Source organism: Rhodanobacter sp. B2A1Ga4 (genome assembly GCF_018101315.1).
Lineage (GTDB): Bacteria > Pseudomonadota > Gammaproteobacteria > Xanthomonadales > Rhodanobacteraceae > Rhodanobacter > Rhodanobacter thiooxydans_A.
On the sequence record NZ_JADBJR010000001.1, the window covers coordinates 485,836 to 504,624 of the forward strand.

Sequence of the window (18,789 nt, forward strand, 5' to 3'; positions counted from 1 at the left end):
GAAACGGCAATTATAGAGCGCGGTCGCCGGCGGCGGCTTTCGGGCCGGCATCTTGCCGGGAGCTGCGCGGCAAACTATGGTCGCAAGTTTATGCGATTGCTCACGAGGCCGGTTCGATGCGATTGAAGAGGATGTTGTGGTCCACCGCGGTGGCGATGTCGCTGAGTCCGCTGGCGCAGGCGGACGAGGGCATGTGGATGCCGTCGCAACTGCCGTCGATCGGCCAGCAGCTGAAGGCCGCCGGCTATCGGGGCGACCCCGCCGCGCTGGCCGACCTGACCCGGCCGCCGCTCAGCGCGGTGGTCAAGGTCGGCGGCGCCACCGGCGCCTTCGTCAGCGACCAGGGCCTGGTGCTGACCAACCACCACGTTGCGTTCGGCGTGATCCAGTACAACAGCAATGCGCAACGCAACCTGATCGAAGAGGGCTACGTGGCGGCCAGCCGCGGCGAGGAGCTGCCAGCCAACCCGGACTTCCGCCTGCGCGTCACGGTCGGCTTCGACCAGGTTACCGAGCAGGTGCTGGCCAACGCCCGCGGCAAGACCGGTCGCGCCTACTACGACGCGGTGGATGCGGCGAGCAAGGCGCTGGTCGCCGCATGCGAACGCGAGGCCGGCATGCGTTGCAGCGTCGCCAACATGTTCTACGGCCGCGACTTCTATCTGGTGAAGCAGCTGGAGCTGCGCGACCTGCGGCTGGTCTACACGCCGCCGCGCGCGATCGGCAACTACGGCGACGAAGTGGACAACTTCATGTGGCCGCGCCACAGCGGCGATTTCACCGTGCTGCGCGCCTACGTCGGGCCGGATGGCAAGCCGGCGGATTATGCGAAGGACAACAAGCCCTACACGCCGCCCGCGCACCTGCAGATCGCCCGCGAAGGCGTCAACGCTGGCGACTACGTGATGCTGGCCGGTTACCCCGGTACCACCTACCGCCACCGCAGCGCCGCCGAGTTCGCCGACCAGGTGCAGTGGCGCCTGCCTGCGTCGGTGGCGGCGATGAAGCAGCTGCAGACGGTGATCGAAGACGCCGGCGCGGCGGACGCGCAGGCGAAGATCCGCTACGCCTCGCAACTGCAGTCGCTGAAGAACGGCATCAAGCGCTACAGCGGCGAGCTGGAAGGCCTGCAGCGCAGCGATGCGGTCGCCGTGCGGCAGCAGGACGAAGCGGCGATGCTGGCCTGGCTGGACAAGCAGGGCACGGCGAAGGCGCTGCGCCCGCAGATCGACGCCGCGATGGCGGCGATCGCCGACGGCAACGCCACCCGCGAGCGCGACCTTCTGCTCGGCCTGCTCCAGTCGCAGACCCAGCTGATGCGCTCGGCGCTGCGCCTGCAACGGCTGGCGCACGAGCGCGGCAAGCCCGATGCCGAGCGCGAGAACGGCTACCAGCAGCGTGACGAGGAACTGATTGCCGGCGGCCTGCGCCAGGTCCAGCGCCGCTACGATCCGACCGTCGAGAAGCGCCTGCTGACGGCGCTGCTGATCCGCTATCAGCAACTGCCTGCTGCGCAGCACGTGGCCGAGTTCGATACCGCGTTCGGTCGTACTCCTGCCGAGCTGGCGACCACGCTGGATCGCGTCTACGCCACCACCAAACTCGGCGACGAAGCGCAGCGCCTGCGCTGGATGGATGCCAATGCGACAATGCTGGCCGCGACTGACGACAGCCTGCTGCAACTGGCTGCGAAACTGCAGCCGGCGCTGCTGCACATCGACGACGAGCGCAAGGCGCGTGAGGGCGAGCTGCTGCGCCTGCGTCCGGCCTACATGCAGGCGCTGATCGCCTATCGCGAACAGCAGGGCCGCGCGGTCTATCCGGATGCGAACTCCACCCTGCGCGTGAGCTACGGCAAGGTCACCCCGCTGAAGGCGCGTGACGCGGTGGGCTACGAACCGCTGACCAGCACCGCCGGTATCGTCGAGAAGAACACCGGCGTGGCGCCGTTCGATGCACCCAAGCCGCTGCTCGACGCGATCGCCAAAGCGGACTACGCCGGCTACCTGGACCCGAAGTCGGGCGTCATGCCGGTGAACTTCCTCAGCAACCTCGACACCACCGGCGGCAACTCCGGCTCACCGGTGTTGAACGCGAAGGGCGAACTGGTCGGACTCAACTTCGACAGCAACTGGGAGGCGGTCAGTGCCAGCTGGATGTTCGACCCGCGCTACAAGCGTGCGATCCACGTCGACATGCGCTACATGCGCTGGTTGATGGACAAGGTCTACCCGGCGCCGCAGCTGCTGAAGGAATTGGGCGTGCCGGCGCGCTGAATGTCGCAGGCATGACTTGCGGCATATGCCACGGCCGTCCGGGTCGGGCATAAGTCGTAAGTTATTGCGTCACCCTTTTGCCCGCTTTCGCGGGCAGATTTTCATCAGGAGATTTCCGTGCGTCGTCTATTGCTCGCTGCCGCCGTATCCATCGGCCTCATCTCGTCCGCCCACGCCGTCGAAGGCATGTGGCAGCCCGCCCAGTTGCCGGGCATCGCCGCCACGTTGCAACAGCATGGCCTGAAGCTGGATCCGAAGACGCTGACCGACCTCACCGCCTATCCGATGGGCGCGATCGTGAGCCTGGGCGGCTGCACCGCCTCGTTCGTCTCGCCGGAGGGCCTGGTGGTGAGCAACCACCACTGCGTCTACGGCGCGCTGCAGCTGAACTCCACGCCGGAGAACAACCTGATCGAGCAGGGCTTCCTGGCGAAGACCCAGGCGGATGAACTCTCCGCCGGCCCGTCCTCGCGCATCTTCGTCACCGAGGAAATCCGCGACGTCACCAAGGCGATCACCGCGAAACTCACCAATGACATGAGCGGCGCCGAGCGCTACAAGGCGATCGAACTGGCGATCAAGGAGCAGGTCAAGGCCTGCGAGAGCGAAGGCTACCGCTGCGACGTCTACACCTTCCACGGCGGCTACAGCTACCAGCTGATCAGGCAGCTGGAGATCAAGGACGTGCGCCTGGTCTACGCACCGCCGGAATCGATTGGCAAGTTCGGCGGCGACATCGACAACTGGATGTGGCCGCGCCACACCGGCGACTTCGGTTACCTGCGAGCCTACGTCTCGAAGGACGGCAAGTCCGCGGCGTTCTCCAAGGACAACGTGCCGTACCAGCCGAAGCACGTGCTCAAGGTGAATCCGCACGGCGTGGAGCAGGGCGACTACGTGATGGTGGTGGGCTACCCGGGCCGCACCAACCGCTACCGCCTCGCCGACGAGGTGCAGAGCTCGATCGACTGGGTCTATCCGACCCAGATCAAGGTGTACGAGGACACGCTCAACATCATCAACACCGCCGGCAAGGCCGACCCCAAGGTGGCAGTGAAGTACGCCAGCATGGTCGCCGGCCTCAACAACTACCTGAAGAACTTCGGCGGCCAGCTCGAAGGCCTGCATCGCGCCGATGCGGTCACGGTGAAGCGGGAACAGGAAGCGGCACTCGAGGGCTGGCTGAAGCAGCAGGGCGGGGCAGAAAACGCCGCCCTGGCCGCCGACATCGGCAAGCTGCGCCAGCAGATCGCCGCCGACCAGGCCAACCGCGAGCGCAACCTGGCCATCAGTCTGGTCAGCCGCGCCCAGCTGTTCAGCACCGCGGTCCGCCTGACTCACCTGGCCAAGGAACGGCCCAAGGCCGACCTCGACCGCGATGCCGGCTACCAGCAGCGCGACTGGGTGCGCATCGAAGGCGGCCTGAAGCAGATGGATCGCCGCTACGACCCGGGCGTCGACCAGCAGTTCATGGTCTATGGCCTCAAGCGCTACGTGGCCTTGCCGCAGGCGCAGCGCCTGCCCGCATTGGATGCATGGTTGGGTGGCGCGAACACCGAGGCCGCGATCAAGGCGAAGGTTGCCTCGCTGTATGCCGGCAGCAAACTCGGCAACGTCGACGAGCGCATGAAGTGGTTCGGCGCCGACAGCAAGGCGATAGACGCCAGTCAGGACAGCATGCTCAAGCTGGCCCGTGCGGTGCAGCCGCAGCTGAAGACGCTGGAAGACCAGGCCGACGCCCGCGACGGCGAGCTGAGCAAGCTGCGCCCACGCTACATGCAGGCGATGATCGCCTGGAAGGACTCGCAGAAGCTACCGGTCTATCCTGATGCGAACAGCTCGCTGCGCGTCACCTTCGGCAACGTGCAGGGCGTGGCGCCGCGCGACGGCGTCAGCTACGCGCCGTTCACCACCGCGCAGGGCATCGTTGAGAAGGACACTGGCATCGAGCCGTTCAACTCGCCCAAGGCCGAGCTGGCCGCGATCAAGGCGAAGGCCTTCGACGGTTATGCCTCGCCGAAGCTGGGCACGCTGCCGGTCAACTTCCTCGCCGACCTCGACATCACCGGCGGCAACTCCGGCTCGCCGGCGATGGACGCGAACGGCCAGCTGGTCGGCCTGGCGTTCGACGGCAACTGGGAGTCGGTCAGTGGCGACTGGCTGTTCAACCCGCAGCTCAACCGTTCGATCCAGGTCGACGTGCGCTACATGCTGTGGGTGATGCACCACCTCGACCACGCCGACAACCTGCTGAAGGAAATGGGCGTGCCGGCGAAGTAAGCCGTCCGTTCGCGCAAGTCCCGGGGCCCGCGTCGTCGACGCGGGCCTCTTGCGTTGTGGCAGCCTCTAAACTAGCGCGATGCCGATCGACACCCGTCCCCTCGCCATCTTCCTGATGGGCCCCACCGCCTCCGGCAAGACCGCGCTGGCGTGCGGGCTGAGCGAGCGGTTTCCGCTGGATCTGGTCAGCGTCGATTCGGCGCTGGTCTACCGCGGCATGGACATCGGCACGGCGAAACCCGACCCGGCGACGCTGGCGCGCCATCCGCATGCGCTGGTCGATATCCGCGATCCGGCCCAGCCGTATTCGGCGGCGGATTTTTGCGCTGATGCGCTGCCGGTGATGCAGCGGATCAGTGCACAGGGCAGGGTGCCGCTGCTGGTCGGCGGCACCGGGCTGTACTTCCGCGCGTTGCAGCAGGGGCTGTCCGACTTGCCGGAAGCCGACCCGGCGACCCGCGCGCGACTGGCCGCCGAGGCGCGGCAACTGGGCTGGCCAGCCATGCATGCGCGGCTGGCCAGCCTCGACCCGACTGCCGCCAGCCGGATCGGCTGCAACGACGTGCAGCGCCTGCAGCGCGCACTGGAAGTGATCGAACTGACCGGCCGGCCATTGTCCGAACTGCAGCGTGGCGGTGCGGCGGCGCGCTTCCCGTGGCGCGTGCTGAAGCTGGCACTGCTGCCGGTCGACCGGCAGGTTTTGCACGAACGCATCGCCCGGCGTTTCGATGCGATGCTGGCGGAGGGTTTCCTGGACGAGGTGCGCGTGCTGCGTGCCCGCGGCGACCTGCATGCCGACCTGCCGGCGATCCGTGCGGTCGGCTACCGGCAGGCATGGGAACACCTGGACGGCCTGACCGACCCGGCCGAATTCCGCGACCGAGCCATCTACGCCACCCGCCAGCTGGCCAAGCGGCAGATCACCTGGCTGCGCAGCGACTTTGGCGCCCGCCTGTTCGACCCGGACCAGCCTGGGCTGGCTGCCCGCGCCGTCACCGCCGTACAGCTGTTTCTGGGTGGGCCGGGCGGGTCAGCGCCGCCAGCGTGACCCAGTGCACTTGCGCCGCGCAAAAATCTTCTTTCATCAAGTATTTGAAAGCAGTTAACATCCCGGTCATGTTGGACCGGGGCGCCATCGGCGTTTTTTCTCCGGTCTGTCCGTGGCAAGGGGAGAACAAGAAATGTCCAAGGGGCAGTCGTTGCAGGATCCGTTTCTGAATGCGTTGCGGCGCGAACGCGTGCCGGTGGCCATCTATCTGGTCAATGGCATCAAGTTGCAGGGGACGGTCGAGTCGTTCGACCAGTTTGTGGTGTTGTTGCGCAACCAGGTGAGCCAGATGGTCTACAAGCACGCCATCTCCACCGTGGTGCCGAGCCGCAACGTACGTATCGGCAATGGTCACGACGGCCATGACGGCCACGACCATCCGTCCGACGCGCCGGCCACGTCCGCCGACGCGGACGCTTGATAGAGGGGCGGCCCGCCCGCATGAAGTGGGTCTGCTCCTGAAGGATCACACCCACTAGTGTTCGATAGACAAAAGAAAGGCGATCGCGCCGTCCTGGTCCTGCCGCATTCCCGCGGCGAAGGCGACGCGGTGCGGCGCGCGGCGGAATTCGCCGAACTGGTGAAATCCGCCGGGGCCGAGGTGCTGGGCGTGATCAGCGCGCGCGTCGAAGATCCCAACCCGCGCTATTACATCGGCAGTGGCAAGGCGAATGAAGTGGCCGAGGCGGCGCGCGCACTGGAGGCGGACCTGGTGCTGGTCGACCACCTGCTGACCCCGGTGCAGGAACGCAACCTGGAAAAACACCTGGGTATCCGCGTGGTCGATCGTGCCGGCCTGATCCTGGACATCTTCGCCCAGCGCGCCCGTTCGCACGAAGGCAAGCTGGAGGTGGAGCTGGCCCAGTTGAAGCATCTGGCCACCCGGCTGGTACGCGGCTGGACCCATCTGGATGCCCAGCGCGGCGGCGCCATCGGCAACCGCGGTCCCGGCGAAACCCAGCTGGAAACCGACCGCCGCCTGCTCGGCGAGCGGGTCAAGATGCTCACCAAACGGCTGGAAAAGGTGCAGACCCAGCGCGGCCAGCAACGCCGCGCGCGGCTGCGCAACACGGTGCCGCGCGTCGCCCTGGTCGGTTACACCAACGCCGGCAAGTCGACCCTGTTCAATGCGCTGACCACCGGCGACGTCTACGCCGCCGACCAGTTGTTCGCCACGCTGGATCCCACCGTGCGCAAGCTGGAGGACCTCAGCTGCGGCCCGGCGGTGCTGGCCGATACCGTCGGCTTCATCCGCGAGCTGCCGCACGACCTGGTCGCCGCGTTCCGCGCCACCCTGGCCGAGGCGCGCGACGCCGACCTGCTGCTGCACGTCAGCGACGCCGCCGACGAGGAGCGCGAGCGCCTGCACCGCGTGGTCGACAACGTGCTGGAGGAGATCGACGCCGGCGACGTACCGCAGTTGCATGTGATGAACAAGATCGACCTGGCCGGCGCCGAGCCGCGGCTCGAGCGTGACGGTACCGGCAAGCCGGTGCGGGTCTGGTTGTCCGCCGCCACCGGCGCCGGGCTGGACCTGTTGCGCCAGGCGCTGGGTGAGTTGCTCGGCGGCGAACGCGTGCAGTCGGCGTTGCAGCTGCCGCTGTCGGCCGGGCGCCTGCATGCGCGGCTGAAGGCGGCCGGTGCGATCACCGGCGAGACGGTGGACGAGCACGGCTGGCAGCTGCGCATCGATGCGCCGCGCAGCGTGATCGCCCCGCTCAGCGGCGGCGATCCCACCGAGACCCGGCTGCTGCGCCAGTTGCTGGCCGTGGCGGAATGACGCCAGCGCACCACGCGCGGCGCGAGCCGCGCTCTGCTAGAATCCCCGCTGTTTGCGCGGTCCCGAAAGGTGGCCGGCGCGGTACTCCGACAGCTTTGGCTGAATCTCATGTGTAACCCGGTGCAGCGCGTGTTCCGGCCGTGGTTGCCGGCCTCCCGACGGCCCCTAGGAGACTGACTCGTGGCATGGAATGAACCCGGCAACAACGGGCAACGTGATCCGTGGAACAGGAATCGCCAGGGTGGCAAGTCGCCGCTGGACGACCTGCTCAACAACGCCAGGAAGCGCCTGGGCAAACTGGGGCAGGGGCCCGGCAGCCTGCTCACCGGCGTGGTGGTGGTGCTCGTCGTCGGCCTGCTGTTCAGCAGCTACACCATCATCGGCGCGCGCCAGGCCGGCGTGGTGCTGCGCTTCGGCGAGTACTCGCGCACCTTGCCGCCGGGCTTCCACCTGAAGCTGCCGCAGCCGATCGAGTCGGTCACCAAGGTCGAGGCCACGCGCATCCGCTCGGTCACCGACAAGGTGGCGATGCTGACCAAGGACGAGAACATCATCACGATCGACTTCACCGTGCAGTACCAGGTGGACGATTCGCGCAAGTACCTGTTCTCGCTGAACGACCCGGACGGGACCATCGGCGCCGCCGCCGAAGCCGCGGTGCGCTCGGTGATCGGCAGCAGCGACATGGACCAGATCCTGTCCGCCGCCGGCGCCAGCCTGGTCACCCAGGCGCAGGAAACCCTGCAGAAAACCCTGGACACCTACGACTCCGGCCTGCGCGTCACCGAGGTCAGCTTCCAGAACGTGGCGCCGCCGAACGAGGTGAAGGACGCGTTCGATGACGTCAACAACGCCCGCGAGGACAAGCAGAGCATCGAGAACGCCGCCCTGGCCTATTCCAGCAAGGTGGTGCCGGTAGCACGCGGCGATGCCGCGCGCATCGCCGCCGAGGCCGCTGGCTACAAGGCCGAGCGCGTGGCCCGGGCCACCGGTGACGCCGCCCGCTTCGAGCTGCTGCTGAAGCAGTACAAGGCCGCGCCGGAAGTGACCCGCAAGCGGCTGTGGCTGGAAACGATGGAACAGGTGATGGCGAAGAACCCCAAGGTGATCGACGGCTCCAACGGCCGCAACATCATCAACCTGCCGGCGCTGCAGGGCGCACCGACCGCGGCGCAGCCTGACGCGGGCACGACCGGTGCGGTGGTGTCGCCGCCGACCGGCAGCACGGCCGGCAAGGGGACGCAGCCATGATGAAGGTCGGTTCCATCATCATCGCGGTCCTGCTCGTCCTGCTTGGCCTGAACAGCATGTTCGTGGTCAGCGAAGGGCACAGCGCGCTGCTGCTGCAGTTCGGCCGCATCGTGCGTACCGACTACCAGCCGGGCCTGCACTTCAAGCTGCCGGTGATCCAGCAGGTGATGCACTTCGACAAGCGCATCCTGTCGCTGGACGCGCCGCCGGAGCGCTACTTCACCTCCGAGAAGAAGAGCGTCAACGTCGACTTCTACGTGAAGTGGCGCGTGGCCGACAACGCCGCGTACTACCGCGCCACCGGCGGCGACCAGCTGCAGGCCGCGCAGCGGCTCACCCCGATCGTGAAGGACGCGCTGCGCTTCGAGTTCAACGCGCGCACCTTGCCCGACCTGATCTCCGGCGGGCGCAAGGACATCACCGAACGGGTGCGTGCGCAGACCGACGCCTCGGCGCGCAAGAACCTCGGCATCGCCGTGGTCGACGTGCGCATCAAGCGCATCGACCTGCCGAACGAGGTCAGCGAGTCGGTGTACAAGCGCATGCGCGCCGAGCGCCTGCAGCTGGCCAACGAGCTGCGCTTCACCGGCCAGGAAGCGGCCGAGAAGATCCAGGCCGACGCCGATCGCCAGGGCCAGGTGCTGCGCGCCGACGCCCAGCGCGACGCGGCCAAGGTGAAGGGCGAGGGCGACGCGGAAGCGGCCGCCATCTACGCGCAGGCGTACACCCAGGACCCGGAGTTCTTCACGTTCTATCGCAGCCTCGCCGCGTACCGTACCTCGTTCGAGGACGGCAAGGGCGTGCTGATCCTGAAGCCCGACGACGAGTTCCTGCGCTACTTCGGCCAGCCCGCGCAGAAGCGCTGAGTCGCCCCGATGCACCAGCTGGCTGTCGCGTTGTGCCTGATGCTGGTGATCGAGGGTCTGCTGTTGTTCGCGGCGCCGCAAGGCTGGCAGGCGATGGTGCGCGAGGCGCTGAAACTGCCGCCGCGCACCTTGCGGCTGTTCGGCGCCGGTGCGATGGCGGCCGGGCTGATGCTGTTGCAGTTTTTCCATTGATTCACGTGTGCTCCCGTCGACGGGAAGCCACCAACCTGATCGAGAACATCTCGGAGTAATGCAGCATGGGCAAGTCAGTAGTCATTCTGGGTGCGCAGTGGGGCGACGAGGGCAAGGGCAAGATCGTCGACCTGCTGACCGAGCGGGTCAGCGCGGTGGCGCGCTTCCAGGGCGGCCACAACGCCGGCCACACGCTGGTGATCAAGGGCAAGAAGACCGTGCTGCACCTGATCCCCTCAGGCATCCTGCGCGATGATGCGCTGTGCCTGATCGGCAACGGCGTGGTGCTGTCGCCGGCCGCGCTGATGACCGAGATCGCCGAGCTCGAGGCGAACGGCGTCGAGGTGCGTTCGCGCGTGAAGATCAGCCCGGCCACGCCACTGATCATGCCGTACCACATCGCGGTGGACAAAGCGCGCGAGATCGCCGCCGGCGGCAAGGCCATCGGCACCACCGGCCGCGGCATCGGCCCAGCCTACGAGGACAAGGTCGCCCGTCGCTCCATCCGCGTGGCCGACCTGATGTATCCGCACGAGCTGCCGGCGCTGCTGAAGACCGCCGTCGAATACCACAACTTCATCCTCACCCAGTGGCTGAAGGCCGAGCCGGTCGATTACGACGCCGTGCTGAAGGACGCGCTGGCCTGGGGCGAGTACATCCGCCCGCTGGTCGACGACGTCGCCACCATCCTGCACGACGTGCGCAAGGAAGGCGGCAACATCCTGTACGAAGGTGCGCAGGGCGCGCTGCTCGACATCGACCACGGCACCTATCCGTACGTCACCTCGTCCAACACCACCATCGGCGGCGCGCTTGCCGGTACCGGCGTGGGCGTGGGCGACATCGACTATGTGCTGGGCATCTGCAAGGCCTACGCCACCCGCGTCGGCAGCGGCCCGTTCCCGACCGAGCTGCACGACGAGATGGGCGAGCTGCTGCGCAAGAAGGGCAACGAATTCGGCGCCAGCACCGGCCGCCCGCGTCGCTGCGGCTGGATCGATCTGGTCGCGCTGAAGCGCGCCACCCAGATCAACGGCATCAACGGTCTGGCCATCACCAAGCTCGACGTGCTCGATGGCCTGGACACGGTCAAGGTCTGCATCGCCTACGAATACCGGGGCAAGCGCCGCGAACTGGCGCCGCTCGACGCGGACGGCTGGGACGAGTGCAAGCCGGTCTACCTGGAATTCCCCGGCTGGCAGGAATCCACCGCCGGAATCCGCGACTGGAACCAGTTGCCGCCCGCCGCCCGCGCCTACCTGCGCGCGGTCGAGGAACTGTCCGGCTGCAAGCTGGCCCTGGTCGCCACCGGCGCCGACCGCGACGACACCATCAGCCTCGACGATCCGTTCGCCTGATCGCCACCGCTCCACCGCATCACGCGAAAGGCCCCGCCATGCGGGGCTTTTTCGTTTCCGTCGTCGGCACGGTTCACCCCGCGGCGTCGCCTTCGCTGCGCCCGCCACGCTCGCCCACCGGCAGGCTCAGCGTTTCCTTGATCTCTTCCATCACGATGTAGCTTTTCGAATCGCGCACGTTTGGCAGGGTGAGCAGGGTATTGCCGAGCAGCTTGCGGTACGAGGCCATGCCCGAGATGCGCGCCTTGATCAGGTAGTCGAACGCACCCGAGACGAGGTGGCACTCCAGCACGTTGGGCAGGCGCAGCGCGGCGTTGCGGAACTCCTCGAAGATGTCGCCCGACTTGTAGGCCAGGCTGATCTCCACGAACACCAGCAGGCCGGCGCCGACCAGGTGCGGGTCGAGTCGCGCGTGGTAGCCGGTGATCACGCCGTCGCGCTCCAGCCGACGCACGCGCTCGGTGCACGGCGTGGTGGACAGGCCGACCCGCTCGCCCAGCTCGGTGAACGAGATGCGCCCCTCGTCCTGCAGCACGCGGAGGATTTTCCGGTCGATTTTGTCGAATTCCTGCCGCTTCGCTGCCATATGTCCACCATGGATTGCCAATTTGGCAGTGATATTAACTGCGATAATGGCAAAAGACAGAAAACAAGTCTGATGGATCGTTTCTATACTCGCTGGTTGTCACTCCTGCGGCCGTCCCGCAGGCCATCGTCGGAAGGGGGAACGTAATGCGGGTACTGATTCTGGGTAGTGGCGTGATCGGAACGTGCAGCGCGTGGTACCTGGCGCGCGCCGGTTTCGAGGTGACTGTGGTCGACCGCGAAAGCGCGCCGGCGCGCGAAACCAGTTTCGCCAACGCCGGCCAGATCTCGCCCGGCTACGCCTCACCATGGGCTGCCCCCGGCGTGCCGCTGAAGGCCTTGAAGTGGCTGTTCATGCGCCACGCGCCGCTGGCGATCCGCCCCGGCCTCGACCCGCAGCAATACCTGTGGCTGCTGCAGATGCTGCGCAACTGCACCGCGAGCCGCTACGCCATCAACAAGGCGCGCATGGTGCGCCTGTCCGAATACAGCCGCGACTGCATGGATGAACTGCGCGCCGAGACCGGGCTCGACTACGAGGGCCGCCAGCTCGGCACCGTGCAGCTGTTCCGCACCCAGGCGCAGTTGGACGACGCGGCCAAGGACATCGCCGTGCTCAAGCAGTACGGCGTGCCGTACGAACTGCTCGACCGCGCCGGCATCGTGCGAGTGGAGCCGGCGCTGGCCGGGGTGGTCGACCAGCTCAGCGGCGCACTGCGCCTGCCGAACGACCAGACCGGCGACTGCGAGCTGTTCACCCGTCTGCTCGCCGAGCGGGCGCAGGCAGCCGGCGTCGAGTTCCGCTTCGGCGCCACCGTGGAAAAGCTCGAACACGACGGCGGCCGCCTCACTGGCGTGCGCATCGACGGCAAGCTCGAACGCGCCGACCGCTACGTGCTGGCGCTGGGCAGCTATACGCCGCAACTGCTGGCGCCGCTGGGCATCCGCCTGCCGGTGTACCCGCTGAAGGGTTACTCGCTGACCCTGCCGATCACCGATCCAGCGATGGCGCCCACTTCGACCATCCTCGATGAAACCTACAAGGTGGCGGTGACCCGCTTCGACCAGCGCATCCGCGTCGGCGGCATGGCCGAGGTATCCGGTTTCGACCTGTCGCTGTCGCCGCGCCGCCGCGCCACCCTGGAAAAAGTGGTCGGCGACCTGTACCCGCACGGCGGCGACCTGAGCCAGTCCACGTTCTGGACCGGCCTGCGCCCGGCCACTCCCGACGGCACGCCGGTGGTCGGCGCCACCCGGCTGGACAACCTCTACCTCAACACCGGCCACGGCACCCTGGGCTGGACCATGGCCTGCGGTTCCGGCCGTTACCTGGCCGATCTGATCGCGGGGCGCAAGCCGCAGATCAGCAGCGAGGGCCTGGACATCTCGCGCTACAGTAGCCGCCCCTCCGCGGGAGTCCCTGCCTGATGCGTCCGGCACGTGCCCTGATCGACCTGGCCGCCTTGCGCCACAACTACCGCCTGGCGCGCGAGCTGGGCGGGCGCAAAGCGCTGGCCGTGGTCAAGGCCGACGCTTATGGTCACGGCGCCGTGCGCTGTGCGCAGGCGCTGGAGGCCGAGGCCGACGGTTTCGGCGTCGCCTGCATCGAGGAGGCACTGGAACTGCGCGAGGCCGGCATCCGCGCCCCGATCCTGCTGCTGGAAGGCTTCTTCGAGGTCGACGAGCTGGCGTTGATCGACGCCCACGACCTGTGGTGCGTGGTGCAGGCCGGGTGGCAGATCGACGCGATCGAGCGCTCGCGCCCGACCAGGCCGTTCACGATCTGGCTGAAGCTCGATTCGGGCATGCACCGGCTTGGCCTGGCCGCCGCGGACTACCGCGCCAGCCTGCAGCGCCTGCAGGCTATGCCGCAGGTGCGCGAAGTGGTGGCGATGACCCACTTCGCCCGCGCCGACGAGCTGGATTGCGAACGCACCACCGAGCAGCAGGCGCTGTTCCACCAGGTGTGCGACGAGCTGCAGCTGCCCACCAGCCTCGGCAATTCCCCCGCGCTGCTCGGCTGGCCCGAGACGCAGGGCGAGTGGGCGCGGCCGGGCCTGATGCTGTACGGCGCCACGCCGTTCGCCGGCACGCACCCCGTCGCCGCTCGCCTGCGCCCGGTGATGATGGTGGAGTCGAAGGTGATCGGCGTGCGCGAATTGGCGGCAGGCGAACCGATCGGCTACGGCGCCCGCTTCGTCACCCAGCGCCCCAGCCGCATCGGCGTCGTCGCGATGGGTTACGCCGACGGCTACCCCCAGTTCGCCCCCAACGGCACCCCGGTCACCATCGACGGCCACCCCGGCGAACTGGTCGGCCGCGTGTCGATGGACATGCTCACCGTCGACCTCACCGACCACCCCGCCGCCGGCCTCGGCAGCCGCATCGAACTGTGGGGCAGGCAGGTGCCGGTCAGCGAACTGGCGCGGCACAGCGAAAGCAGCGCATACCAGCTGCTGTGCGGGCTGAAGCGCGTACCGCGCAGTTACGTCGACGCGTGAATGCTCTGCTCCTCTCCCTGCGTGCAGGGTGAGGCCAGCGACCGCACGGAGTCCTTCAGGTGAGGGGTAAAGCTTCTACTCTCCAGCCCCGATCTCGCCCCCTGCGACCCACCGCTGTCACCATCGCGCGATGGAACCAGCCAGGGGAAACGCCATGACCGCACTTACCGAGCGCTTCAGCCGCGCCGTCGACTACGCCCGCATCGCCCACGCCACGCAGGTGCGCAAGGGCTCGAACATCCCGTACCTCTACCACCTGCTCGGCGTGGCCAGCCTGGTGATCGAGTTCGGCGGCAACGAGGACCAGGCCATCGCCGGCCTGCTGCACGACGCCGTCGAGGACGGCGGTGCTGCGCACGAGGTGGCGATACGCGCGCAATTCGGCGACGCCGTCGCCAACATCGTCATGGACTGCACCGACGGCACCGCCGAAGGCAAGACCAGCCACACCGACCCCGAAGCCAAACGCCGCGACTGGATCGAACGCAAGCTCGGCTACCTCGCGCACCTGCGCCAAGCACCGGACGCGACCCTGCTGGTTTCCGCCTGCGACAAACTGCATAACGCCCGTGCCATCGTGCAGGACCTCGAAGACCCCGAAACCGGCACCCACGTGTTTGAACGCTTCACCGGCGGCCGCGACGGCACGCTCGGCTACTACCAGGCGCTGGCGGAAATCTTCTCGGCACGCGGCGTCAAGGTGGCCCGGGTGCTCGACAGCACGGTGGACTGGATGCACGAGCTGGCGGGCGCTGGTTCGCGCATGGCGCTGCAGGCCGACTAAAAGAAGGCGGATCGTATGCGACGCGTCGCCGGCATCGGCGTGCTTGCAGGCAGTCGCTGCGGAACCCCCGCGCATTCAGGCGCGATCCCGCTCGCGCGGGATCGCGCGGCGACAACTCTCGCCCTTTGAGGCGCGAGTGGCGATACTTGGTGTTGATCTTGCTGCGTATACCGCCATCCGGCGGGCATGAGCCTTCATCGGGTCGACGGCCAGCCGCGCGGCAGGGCCAATGCAACAGACATGGATTTCCACTCCGCATGAACCAAACCTCGCTTTCCGCCCTCATCTGGTCCGTCGCCGACCTGCTGCGTGGCGACTACAAGCAATCCGAATACGGCCGGGTGATCCTGCCGTTCACCGTGCTGCGGCGTCTGGATTGCGTGTTGGCGCCCACCAAGCAAAAGGTGCTGGCTGAGTACCACAAGAAAAGCGCCGCGGGCGTCAACCCCGATCCGTTCCTGCTGCGGCTGGTCGGCGATGCGAAGTTCTACAACACCTCCGAACTGGATCTGCCCACGCTGCTGGGCGACCAGGACCATATCCGCCAGAACATCTACAGCTACATCCAGTGCTTCTCGCCGGCGGCGCGCGACATCTTCGAGCGCTTCGATTTTCATGCGCAGGTCGAGCGGCTGGCCAAGGCGGACCTGCTGTACCTGGTCACCGAGAAGTTCGCCAATTTCAACCTGCATCCGGATGAAGTCGACAACGCGCAGATGGGCCTGGTGTTCGAGGAACTGATCCGCAAGTTCGCCGAACTGTCCAACGAAACGGCCGGCGAGCACTTCACCCCGCGCGAAGTGATCCGCCTGATGGTCAATCTGATCTTCATCGAGGATGACGAAGCGCTCGGCGCCGGCCATGCCGTGCGCACCATCTACGATCCGACGGCAGGCACCGGCGGCATGCTTTCAGTGGCCGCCGAGCACTTGCTGCAACACAACCCCGACGCGCGGCTCACCCTGTTCGGTCAGGAGTTGAACGACGAGTCCTACGCCATCTGCAAGGCCGACATGCTGATCCGCGGCCAGGACGTCAGCAACGTCGTCGCCGGCAACACGCTCAGCGAGGATGGCCATGCCGGGCGCAAGTTCGACTACATGCTGTCCAATCCGCCGTTTGGCGTGGAGTGGAAGAAGGTCGAGAAGGCGATCCGCAGCGAACACGAACAGAAAGGCTTCGATGGTCGCTTCGGCCCCGGCCTGCCGCGCGTGTCCGACGGTTCCATGCTGTTCCTGCTGCACCTGGTGTCCAAGATGCGTCCGGCCGTCGACGGCGGCAGCCGTTTCGGCATCGTACTCAACGGCTCGCCGCTGTTCACCGGCGGGGCAGGCAGTGGCGAGAGCGAGATCCGCCGCTACGTGTTGGAGAACGACCTGGTGGAGGCCATCATCGGCCTGCCCACCGACATGTTCTACAACACCGGCATCGCCACCTACGTGTGGATCATCTCCAACAAGAAGCCCGACGACCGCAAGGGCTACGTGCAGCTGATCGACGCCGGCAGCTTCTGGCAGAAGATGCGCAAGAGTCTGGGCAGCAAGCGCAAGGAAATGAGCGACGAACACATCGCCACCGTCACCCGCCTGTTCGGCGAATTCGCCGAAGCCGAACTGGCCACCGTATTCGACGCCGACGGCAAGGAAGCCGGCCGCCAGGTCATCGCCGCCGCCGAGTTCGCGCCCGCGCCGCCCGCCGGCGGCAAGGTGAAAGTCGCGCCGCTGGCGCGCGTGTTCAGGAACGAAGACTTCGGCTACACCACCATCACCGTCGAGCGTCCGCTGCGCGACGAGCAGGGCCGGATCGTGCTCGGCCAGAAAGGCAAGCAGAAAGGCCTGCCGCAAGCCGACAGCAGCCTGCGCGACACCGAGAACGTGCCGCTGGGCGAAGACATCCAGGCCTACTTCGAACGCGAAGTGCTGCCGCATGCGCCGGATGCCTGGATCGACGAGGCCAAGAGCAAGGTCGGCTACGAGATTCCGTTCAACCGCCACTTCTACGTGTTCGAGCCGCCGCGCGAGCTGCACGAGATCGACGAGGAGTTGAAGGCGGTGTCGGGGCGGATCATGGCGATGCTGGGGGAGTTGGCAGAATGAGTTTGCCGGGGTATGCCTGCTACAAGGAGAGCGGCGTGGAGTGGTTGGGCAAGCTGCCTGACGAATGGGCTTCGATGAAGGTGAGACTCAGCCTGTTAGAGCCTCCTTGCTACGGCGTACTCGTCCCCGATTTTCAGGTGGATGGTGTCCCCATGATGCGAATTACCGACATTCAGAATGGCATCGTGGCGAGAGCAGATCTTGTCACTATTTCTGAAGAGCTTTCGAACCAGTACCGCAGAACCATCGTCCAAGCTGGAGATGTTTTGCTCTCGGTCGTTGGGACCATCGGCGAGGTTGTTCTGGTCGATGAGAGCCTCGCTGGCGTCAACATTTCGAGAGCAATTGCCAGACTTCAAGTGGCGCCCCGCATTGACCGCTTCTATTTGGCTTGGGTTTTGCGCTCCGACGTCTTCAATAGGTATGTTGATCTTGTTTGCGTGGGGAGTGCACAGCGGGTTCTGAACATGTCCGACCTGTCAGCTTTCATGATCCCCGTGCCACCTCCACGCCAGCAATCCGCCATCGCCGCCTTCCTCGACCGCGAGACCGGCAAGATCGATGCGCTGATTGCCGAGCAGGAAAAGCTGCTGACCCTACTGGCCGAAAAGCGCCAGGCCACCATCTCCCACGCCGTCACCCGCGGTCTCAACCCCAACGCCCCGATGAAAGATTCCGGCGTGCCATGGCTGGGCGAAGTGCCTGAGCGCTGGGACGTTGTGCGGTTGGGATCGGTTTACAAAGAGGTTGCTGAGCTTGGAAATGATGAGCTTCCTATCCTCAGTGTTTCTATCCATGACGGCGTTTCCGACAAGGAGTTGGATGATGCCGAAATGGATCGGAAGGTGACGCGAAGCGACGACAGATCAAAGTACAAGCGCGTTGCGCCAAACGATCTGACCTACAACATGATGCGAGCTTGGCAGGGAGGCTTTGGAACCGTGATCGTTCATGGGCAGGTAAGTCCAGCGTATGTAGTTGCCAGGCCTCTTGGCGACGTTCGCACAATGTTTGTCGAGCAGTTGTTGCGTACGCCGCAGGCAATCGAGCAAGTTCGTCGCTATTCACGTGGCATCACGGAATTCCGTCTTCGCCTGTATTGGGAAGAATTCAAGAATCTTCGTATCGCCTTACCTCAGGTGGCAGAGCAGGACGAAATCCTTTCTGCCGTTACCAGTGAAATCGCAGCCTTCAATAGGCTGGCTGGTACCGTCGAGAGTGCAATTACCTTGCTCAAAGAACGCCGCAGCGCCCTGATCGCCGCCGCCGTGACCGGCAAGATCGATGTGAGGCGTGCCGCATGAGCGGAAAAAGCGAGGCTGTAGTCGGCTTCATCGCCAACCTGCTGCCGCTCTACGATGGCGAGCGCTACGAAGGCCTGTGGTGCGCTCGCTCGCTGACCGACGGCACACGGATTCTCCCGATCGATGAATCCGACAGTGATGACGAGCAGGGCTGGGTGCGCGTGCAGTGGCAAGGCGACCCGAGCCGGGAGCAGGAAACACGCGGAGACATGCTCGCTACTGTCGCTCTTGAACGCTACGTCCGCTTGCACGGCGCTGGCTACGACGAGGAAGCCAGCGCCGGCGAGTTGTGGTTCATGGCCCGCCACTTTCACTTCAAGACGGGTTGTGATGTGTATTTGCCGCAGCTGCGTGAGCCGCCGCATCCGTTGATCAGAGCGGGAAAACGCGCTGTATCCATGGGGCAAGGCGTGTTGGTGAATTTGATCAGCAAGGTCATTGGGGTTTGAATAACGGATGATTCAGCGC

General features: G+C 66.2%; 16 protein-coding genes. 15 read left to right on the forward strand and 1 reads right to left on the reverse strand.

The features are described from left to right. Window positions 1–116 precede the first annotated feature (116 nt). The 9 genes from IMW82_RS02215 (at window position 117) to IMW82_RS02255 (ending at window position 11,051) form a co-directional block, all read left to right on the forward strand. Entirely contained in the window at window positions 117–2,276 is a 2,160-nt protein-coding gene (locus IMW82_RS02215) for a S46 family peptidase (RefSeq protein ID WP_108472335.1), read from the forward strand. 117 nt (window positions 2,277–2,393) lie between these two features. Continuing rightward, a complete protein-coding gene (locus tag IMW82_RS02220) occupies window positions 2,394–4,556 on the forward strand; it encodes a S46 family peptidase (RefSeq protein ID WP_234411365.1) in 2,163 nt (720 codons plus the stop codon). 79 nt (window positions 4,557–4,635) lie between these two features. Beyond that, on the forward strand, window positions 4,636–5,604 hold the full coding sequence (gene miaA / locus IMW82_RS02225) for a tRNA (adenosine(37)-N6)-dimethylallyltransferase MiaA (RefSeq protein ID WP_108472333.1): 969 nt from the start codon (window positions 4,636–4,638) through the stop codon (window positions 5,602–5,604). A gap of 133 nt (window positions 5,605–5,737) precedes the next feature. After that, entirely contained in the window at window positions 5,738–6,025 is a 288-nt protein-coding gene (hfq, locus tag IMW82_RS02230; RefSeq protein ID WP_108472332.1) for an RNA chaperone Hfq, read from the forward strand. A 57-nt stretch (window positions 6,026–6,082) separates the two neighbouring features. After that, window positions 6,083–7,384 carry a ribosome rescue GTPase HflX gene (hflX, locus tag IMW82_RS02235; RefSeq protein ID WP_108472331.1) on the forward strand — a complete coding sequence of 434 codons (1,302 nt, stop codon included), beginning with the start codon at window positions 6,083–6,085 and terminating at the stop codon, window positions 7,382–7,384. Window positions 7,385–7,564: 180 nt separating this feature from the next. Further along, entirely contained in the window at window positions 7,565–8,635 is a 1,071-nt protein-coding gene (gene hflK, locus IMW82_RS02240; protein WP_108472330.1) for an FtsH protease activity modulator HflK, read from the forward strand. Continuing rightward, window positions 8,635–9,501: a protease modulator HflC gene (gene hflC, locus IMW82_RS02245; RefSeq protein WP_108472329.1), complete on the forward strand. Its 867-nt coding sequence runs from the start codon at window positions 8,635–8,637 to the stop codon at window positions 9,499–9,501. The genes hflK and hflC overlap by 1 nt, the downstream gene beginning before the upstream one ends. Before the next feature lie 9 nt (window positions 9,502–9,510). Continuing rightward, window positions 9,511–9,693 carry a DUF2065 family protein gene (locus IMW82_RS02250; RefSeq protein WP_108472328.1) on the forward strand — a complete coding sequence of 61 codons (183 nt, stop codon included), beginning with the start codon at window positions 9,511–9,513 and terminating at the stop codon, window positions 9,691–9,693. 65 nt (window positions 9,694–9,758) lie between these two features. Next, on the forward strand, window positions 9,759–11,051 hold the full coding sequence (locus IMW82_RS02255; RefSeq protein WP_108472327.1) for an adenylosuccinate synthase: 1,293 nt from the start codon (window positions 9,759–9,761) through the stop codon (window positions 11,049–11,051). Between the two features lie 73 nt (window positions 11,052–11,124). On the opposite strand, the gene IMW82_RS02260 is transcribed toward IMW82_RS02255, so the two are convergent. Next, window positions 11,125–11,637, reverse strand: coding sequence for a winged helix-turn-helix transcriptional regulator (locus IMW82_RS02260; RefSeq protein WP_108472326.1), 513 nt, complete (start codon window positions 11,635–11,637; stop codon window positions 11,125–11,127). A gap of 146 nt (window positions 11,638–11,783) precedes the next feature. On the opposite strand from IMW82_RS02260, the gene IMW82_RS02265 reads away from it, so the two are divergent. The 6 genes from IMW82_RS02265 to IMW82_RS02290 all read left to right on the forward strand — a co-directional run bounded on the left by IMW82_RS02265 (window position 11,784) and on the right by IMW82_RS02290 (window position 18,770). After that, on the forward strand, window positions 11,784–13,064 hold the full coding sequence (locus IMW82_RS02265; RefSeq protein WP_108472325.1) for a D-amino acid dehydrogenase: 1,281 nt from the start codon (window positions 11,784–11,786) through the stop codon (window positions 13,062–13,064). Next, a complete protein-coding gene (alr, locus tag IMW82_RS02270) occupies window positions 13,064–14,137 on the forward strand; it encodes an alanine racemase (protein WP_108472324.1) in 1,074 nt (357 codons plus the stop codon). Before IMW82_RS02265 ends, alr begins: the two co-directional genes overlap by 1 nt. Before the next feature lie 154 nt (window positions 14,138–14,291). Beyond that, a complete protein-coding gene (locus tag IMW82_RS02275; protein ID WP_108472323.1) occupies window positions 14,292–14,921 on the forward strand; it encodes an HD domain-containing protein in 630 nt (209 codons plus the stop codon). Between the two features lie 257 nt (window positions 14,922–15,178). Next, window positions 15,179–17,017: a class I SAM-dependent DNA methyltransferase gene (locus IMW82_RS02280; protein ID WP_108472322.1), complete on the forward strand. Its 1,839-nt coding sequence runs from the start codon at window positions 15,179–15,181 to the stop codon at window positions 17,015–17,017. A gap of 35 nt (window positions 17,018–17,052) precedes the next feature. Continuing rightward, a complete protein-coding gene (locus IMW82_RS02285) occupies window positions 17,053–18,321 on the forward strand; it encodes a restriction endonuclease subunit S (RefSeq protein ID WP_159082206.1) in 1,269 nt (422 codons plus the stop codon). Further along, window positions 18,318–18,770, forward strand: a complete 453-nt coding sequence (locus tag IMW82_RS02290; RefSeq protein ID WP_108472320.1) for a hypothetical protein — start codon at window positions 18,318–18,320, stop codon at window positions 18,768–18,770. The genes IMW82_RS02285 and IMW82_RS02290 overlap by 4 nt, the downstream gene beginning before the upstream one ends. Window positions 18,771–18,789 lie beyond the last annotated feature (19 nt).

Bases quoted from the DNA above. Each gene is read 5' to 3' on its own strand.
- alr (WP_108472324.1), top strand. From the start codon at position 13,064: ATGCGTCCGGCACGTGCCCTGATCGACCTGGCCGCCTTGCGCCACAAC.
- IMW82_RS02265 (WP_108472325.1), top strand. From the start codon at position 11,784: ATGCGGGTACTGATTCTGGGTAGTGGCGTGATCGGAACGTGCAGCGCG.
- IMW82_RS02255 (WP_108472327.1), top strand. From the start codon at position 9,759: ATGGGCAAGTCAGTAGTCATTCTGGGTGCGCAGTGGGGCGACGAGGGC.
- IMW82_RS02290 (WP_108472320.1), top strand. From the start codon at position 18,318: ATGAGCGGAAAAAGCGAGGCTGTAGTCGGCTTCATCGCCAACCTGCTG.
- IMW82_RS02280 (WP_108472322.1), top strand. From the start codon at position 15,179: ATGAACCAAACCTCGCTTTCCGCCCTCATCTGGTCCGTCGCCGACCTG.
- hflC (WP_108472329.1), top strand. From the start codon at position 8,635: ATGAAGGTCGGTTCCATCATCATCGCGGTCCTGCTCGTCCTGCTTGGC.
- IMW82_RS02215 (WP_108472335.1), top strand. From the start codon at position 117: ATGCGATTGAAGAGGATGTTGTGGTCCACCGCGGTGGCGATGTCGCTG.
- hfq (WP_108472332.1), top strand. From the start codon at position 5,738: ATGTCCAAGGGGCAGTCGTTGCAGGATCCGTTTCTGAATGCGTTGCGG.
- IMW82_RS02250 (WP_108472328.1), top strand. From the start codon at position 9,511: ATGCACCAGCTGGCTGTCGCGTTGTGCCTGATGCTGGTGATCGAGGGT.
- IMW82_RS02275 (WP_108472323.1), top strand. From the start codon at position 14,292: ATGACCGCACTTACCGAGCGCTTCAGCCGCGCCGTCGACTACGCCCGC.
- IMW82_RS02260 (WP_108472326.1), bottom strand. From the start codon at position 11,637: ATGGCAGCGAAGCGGCAGGAATTCGACAAAATCGACCGGAAAATCCTC.
- miaA (WP_108472333.1), top strand. From the start codon at position 4,636: ATGCCGATCGACACCCGTCCCCTCGCCATCTTCCTGATGGGCCCCACC.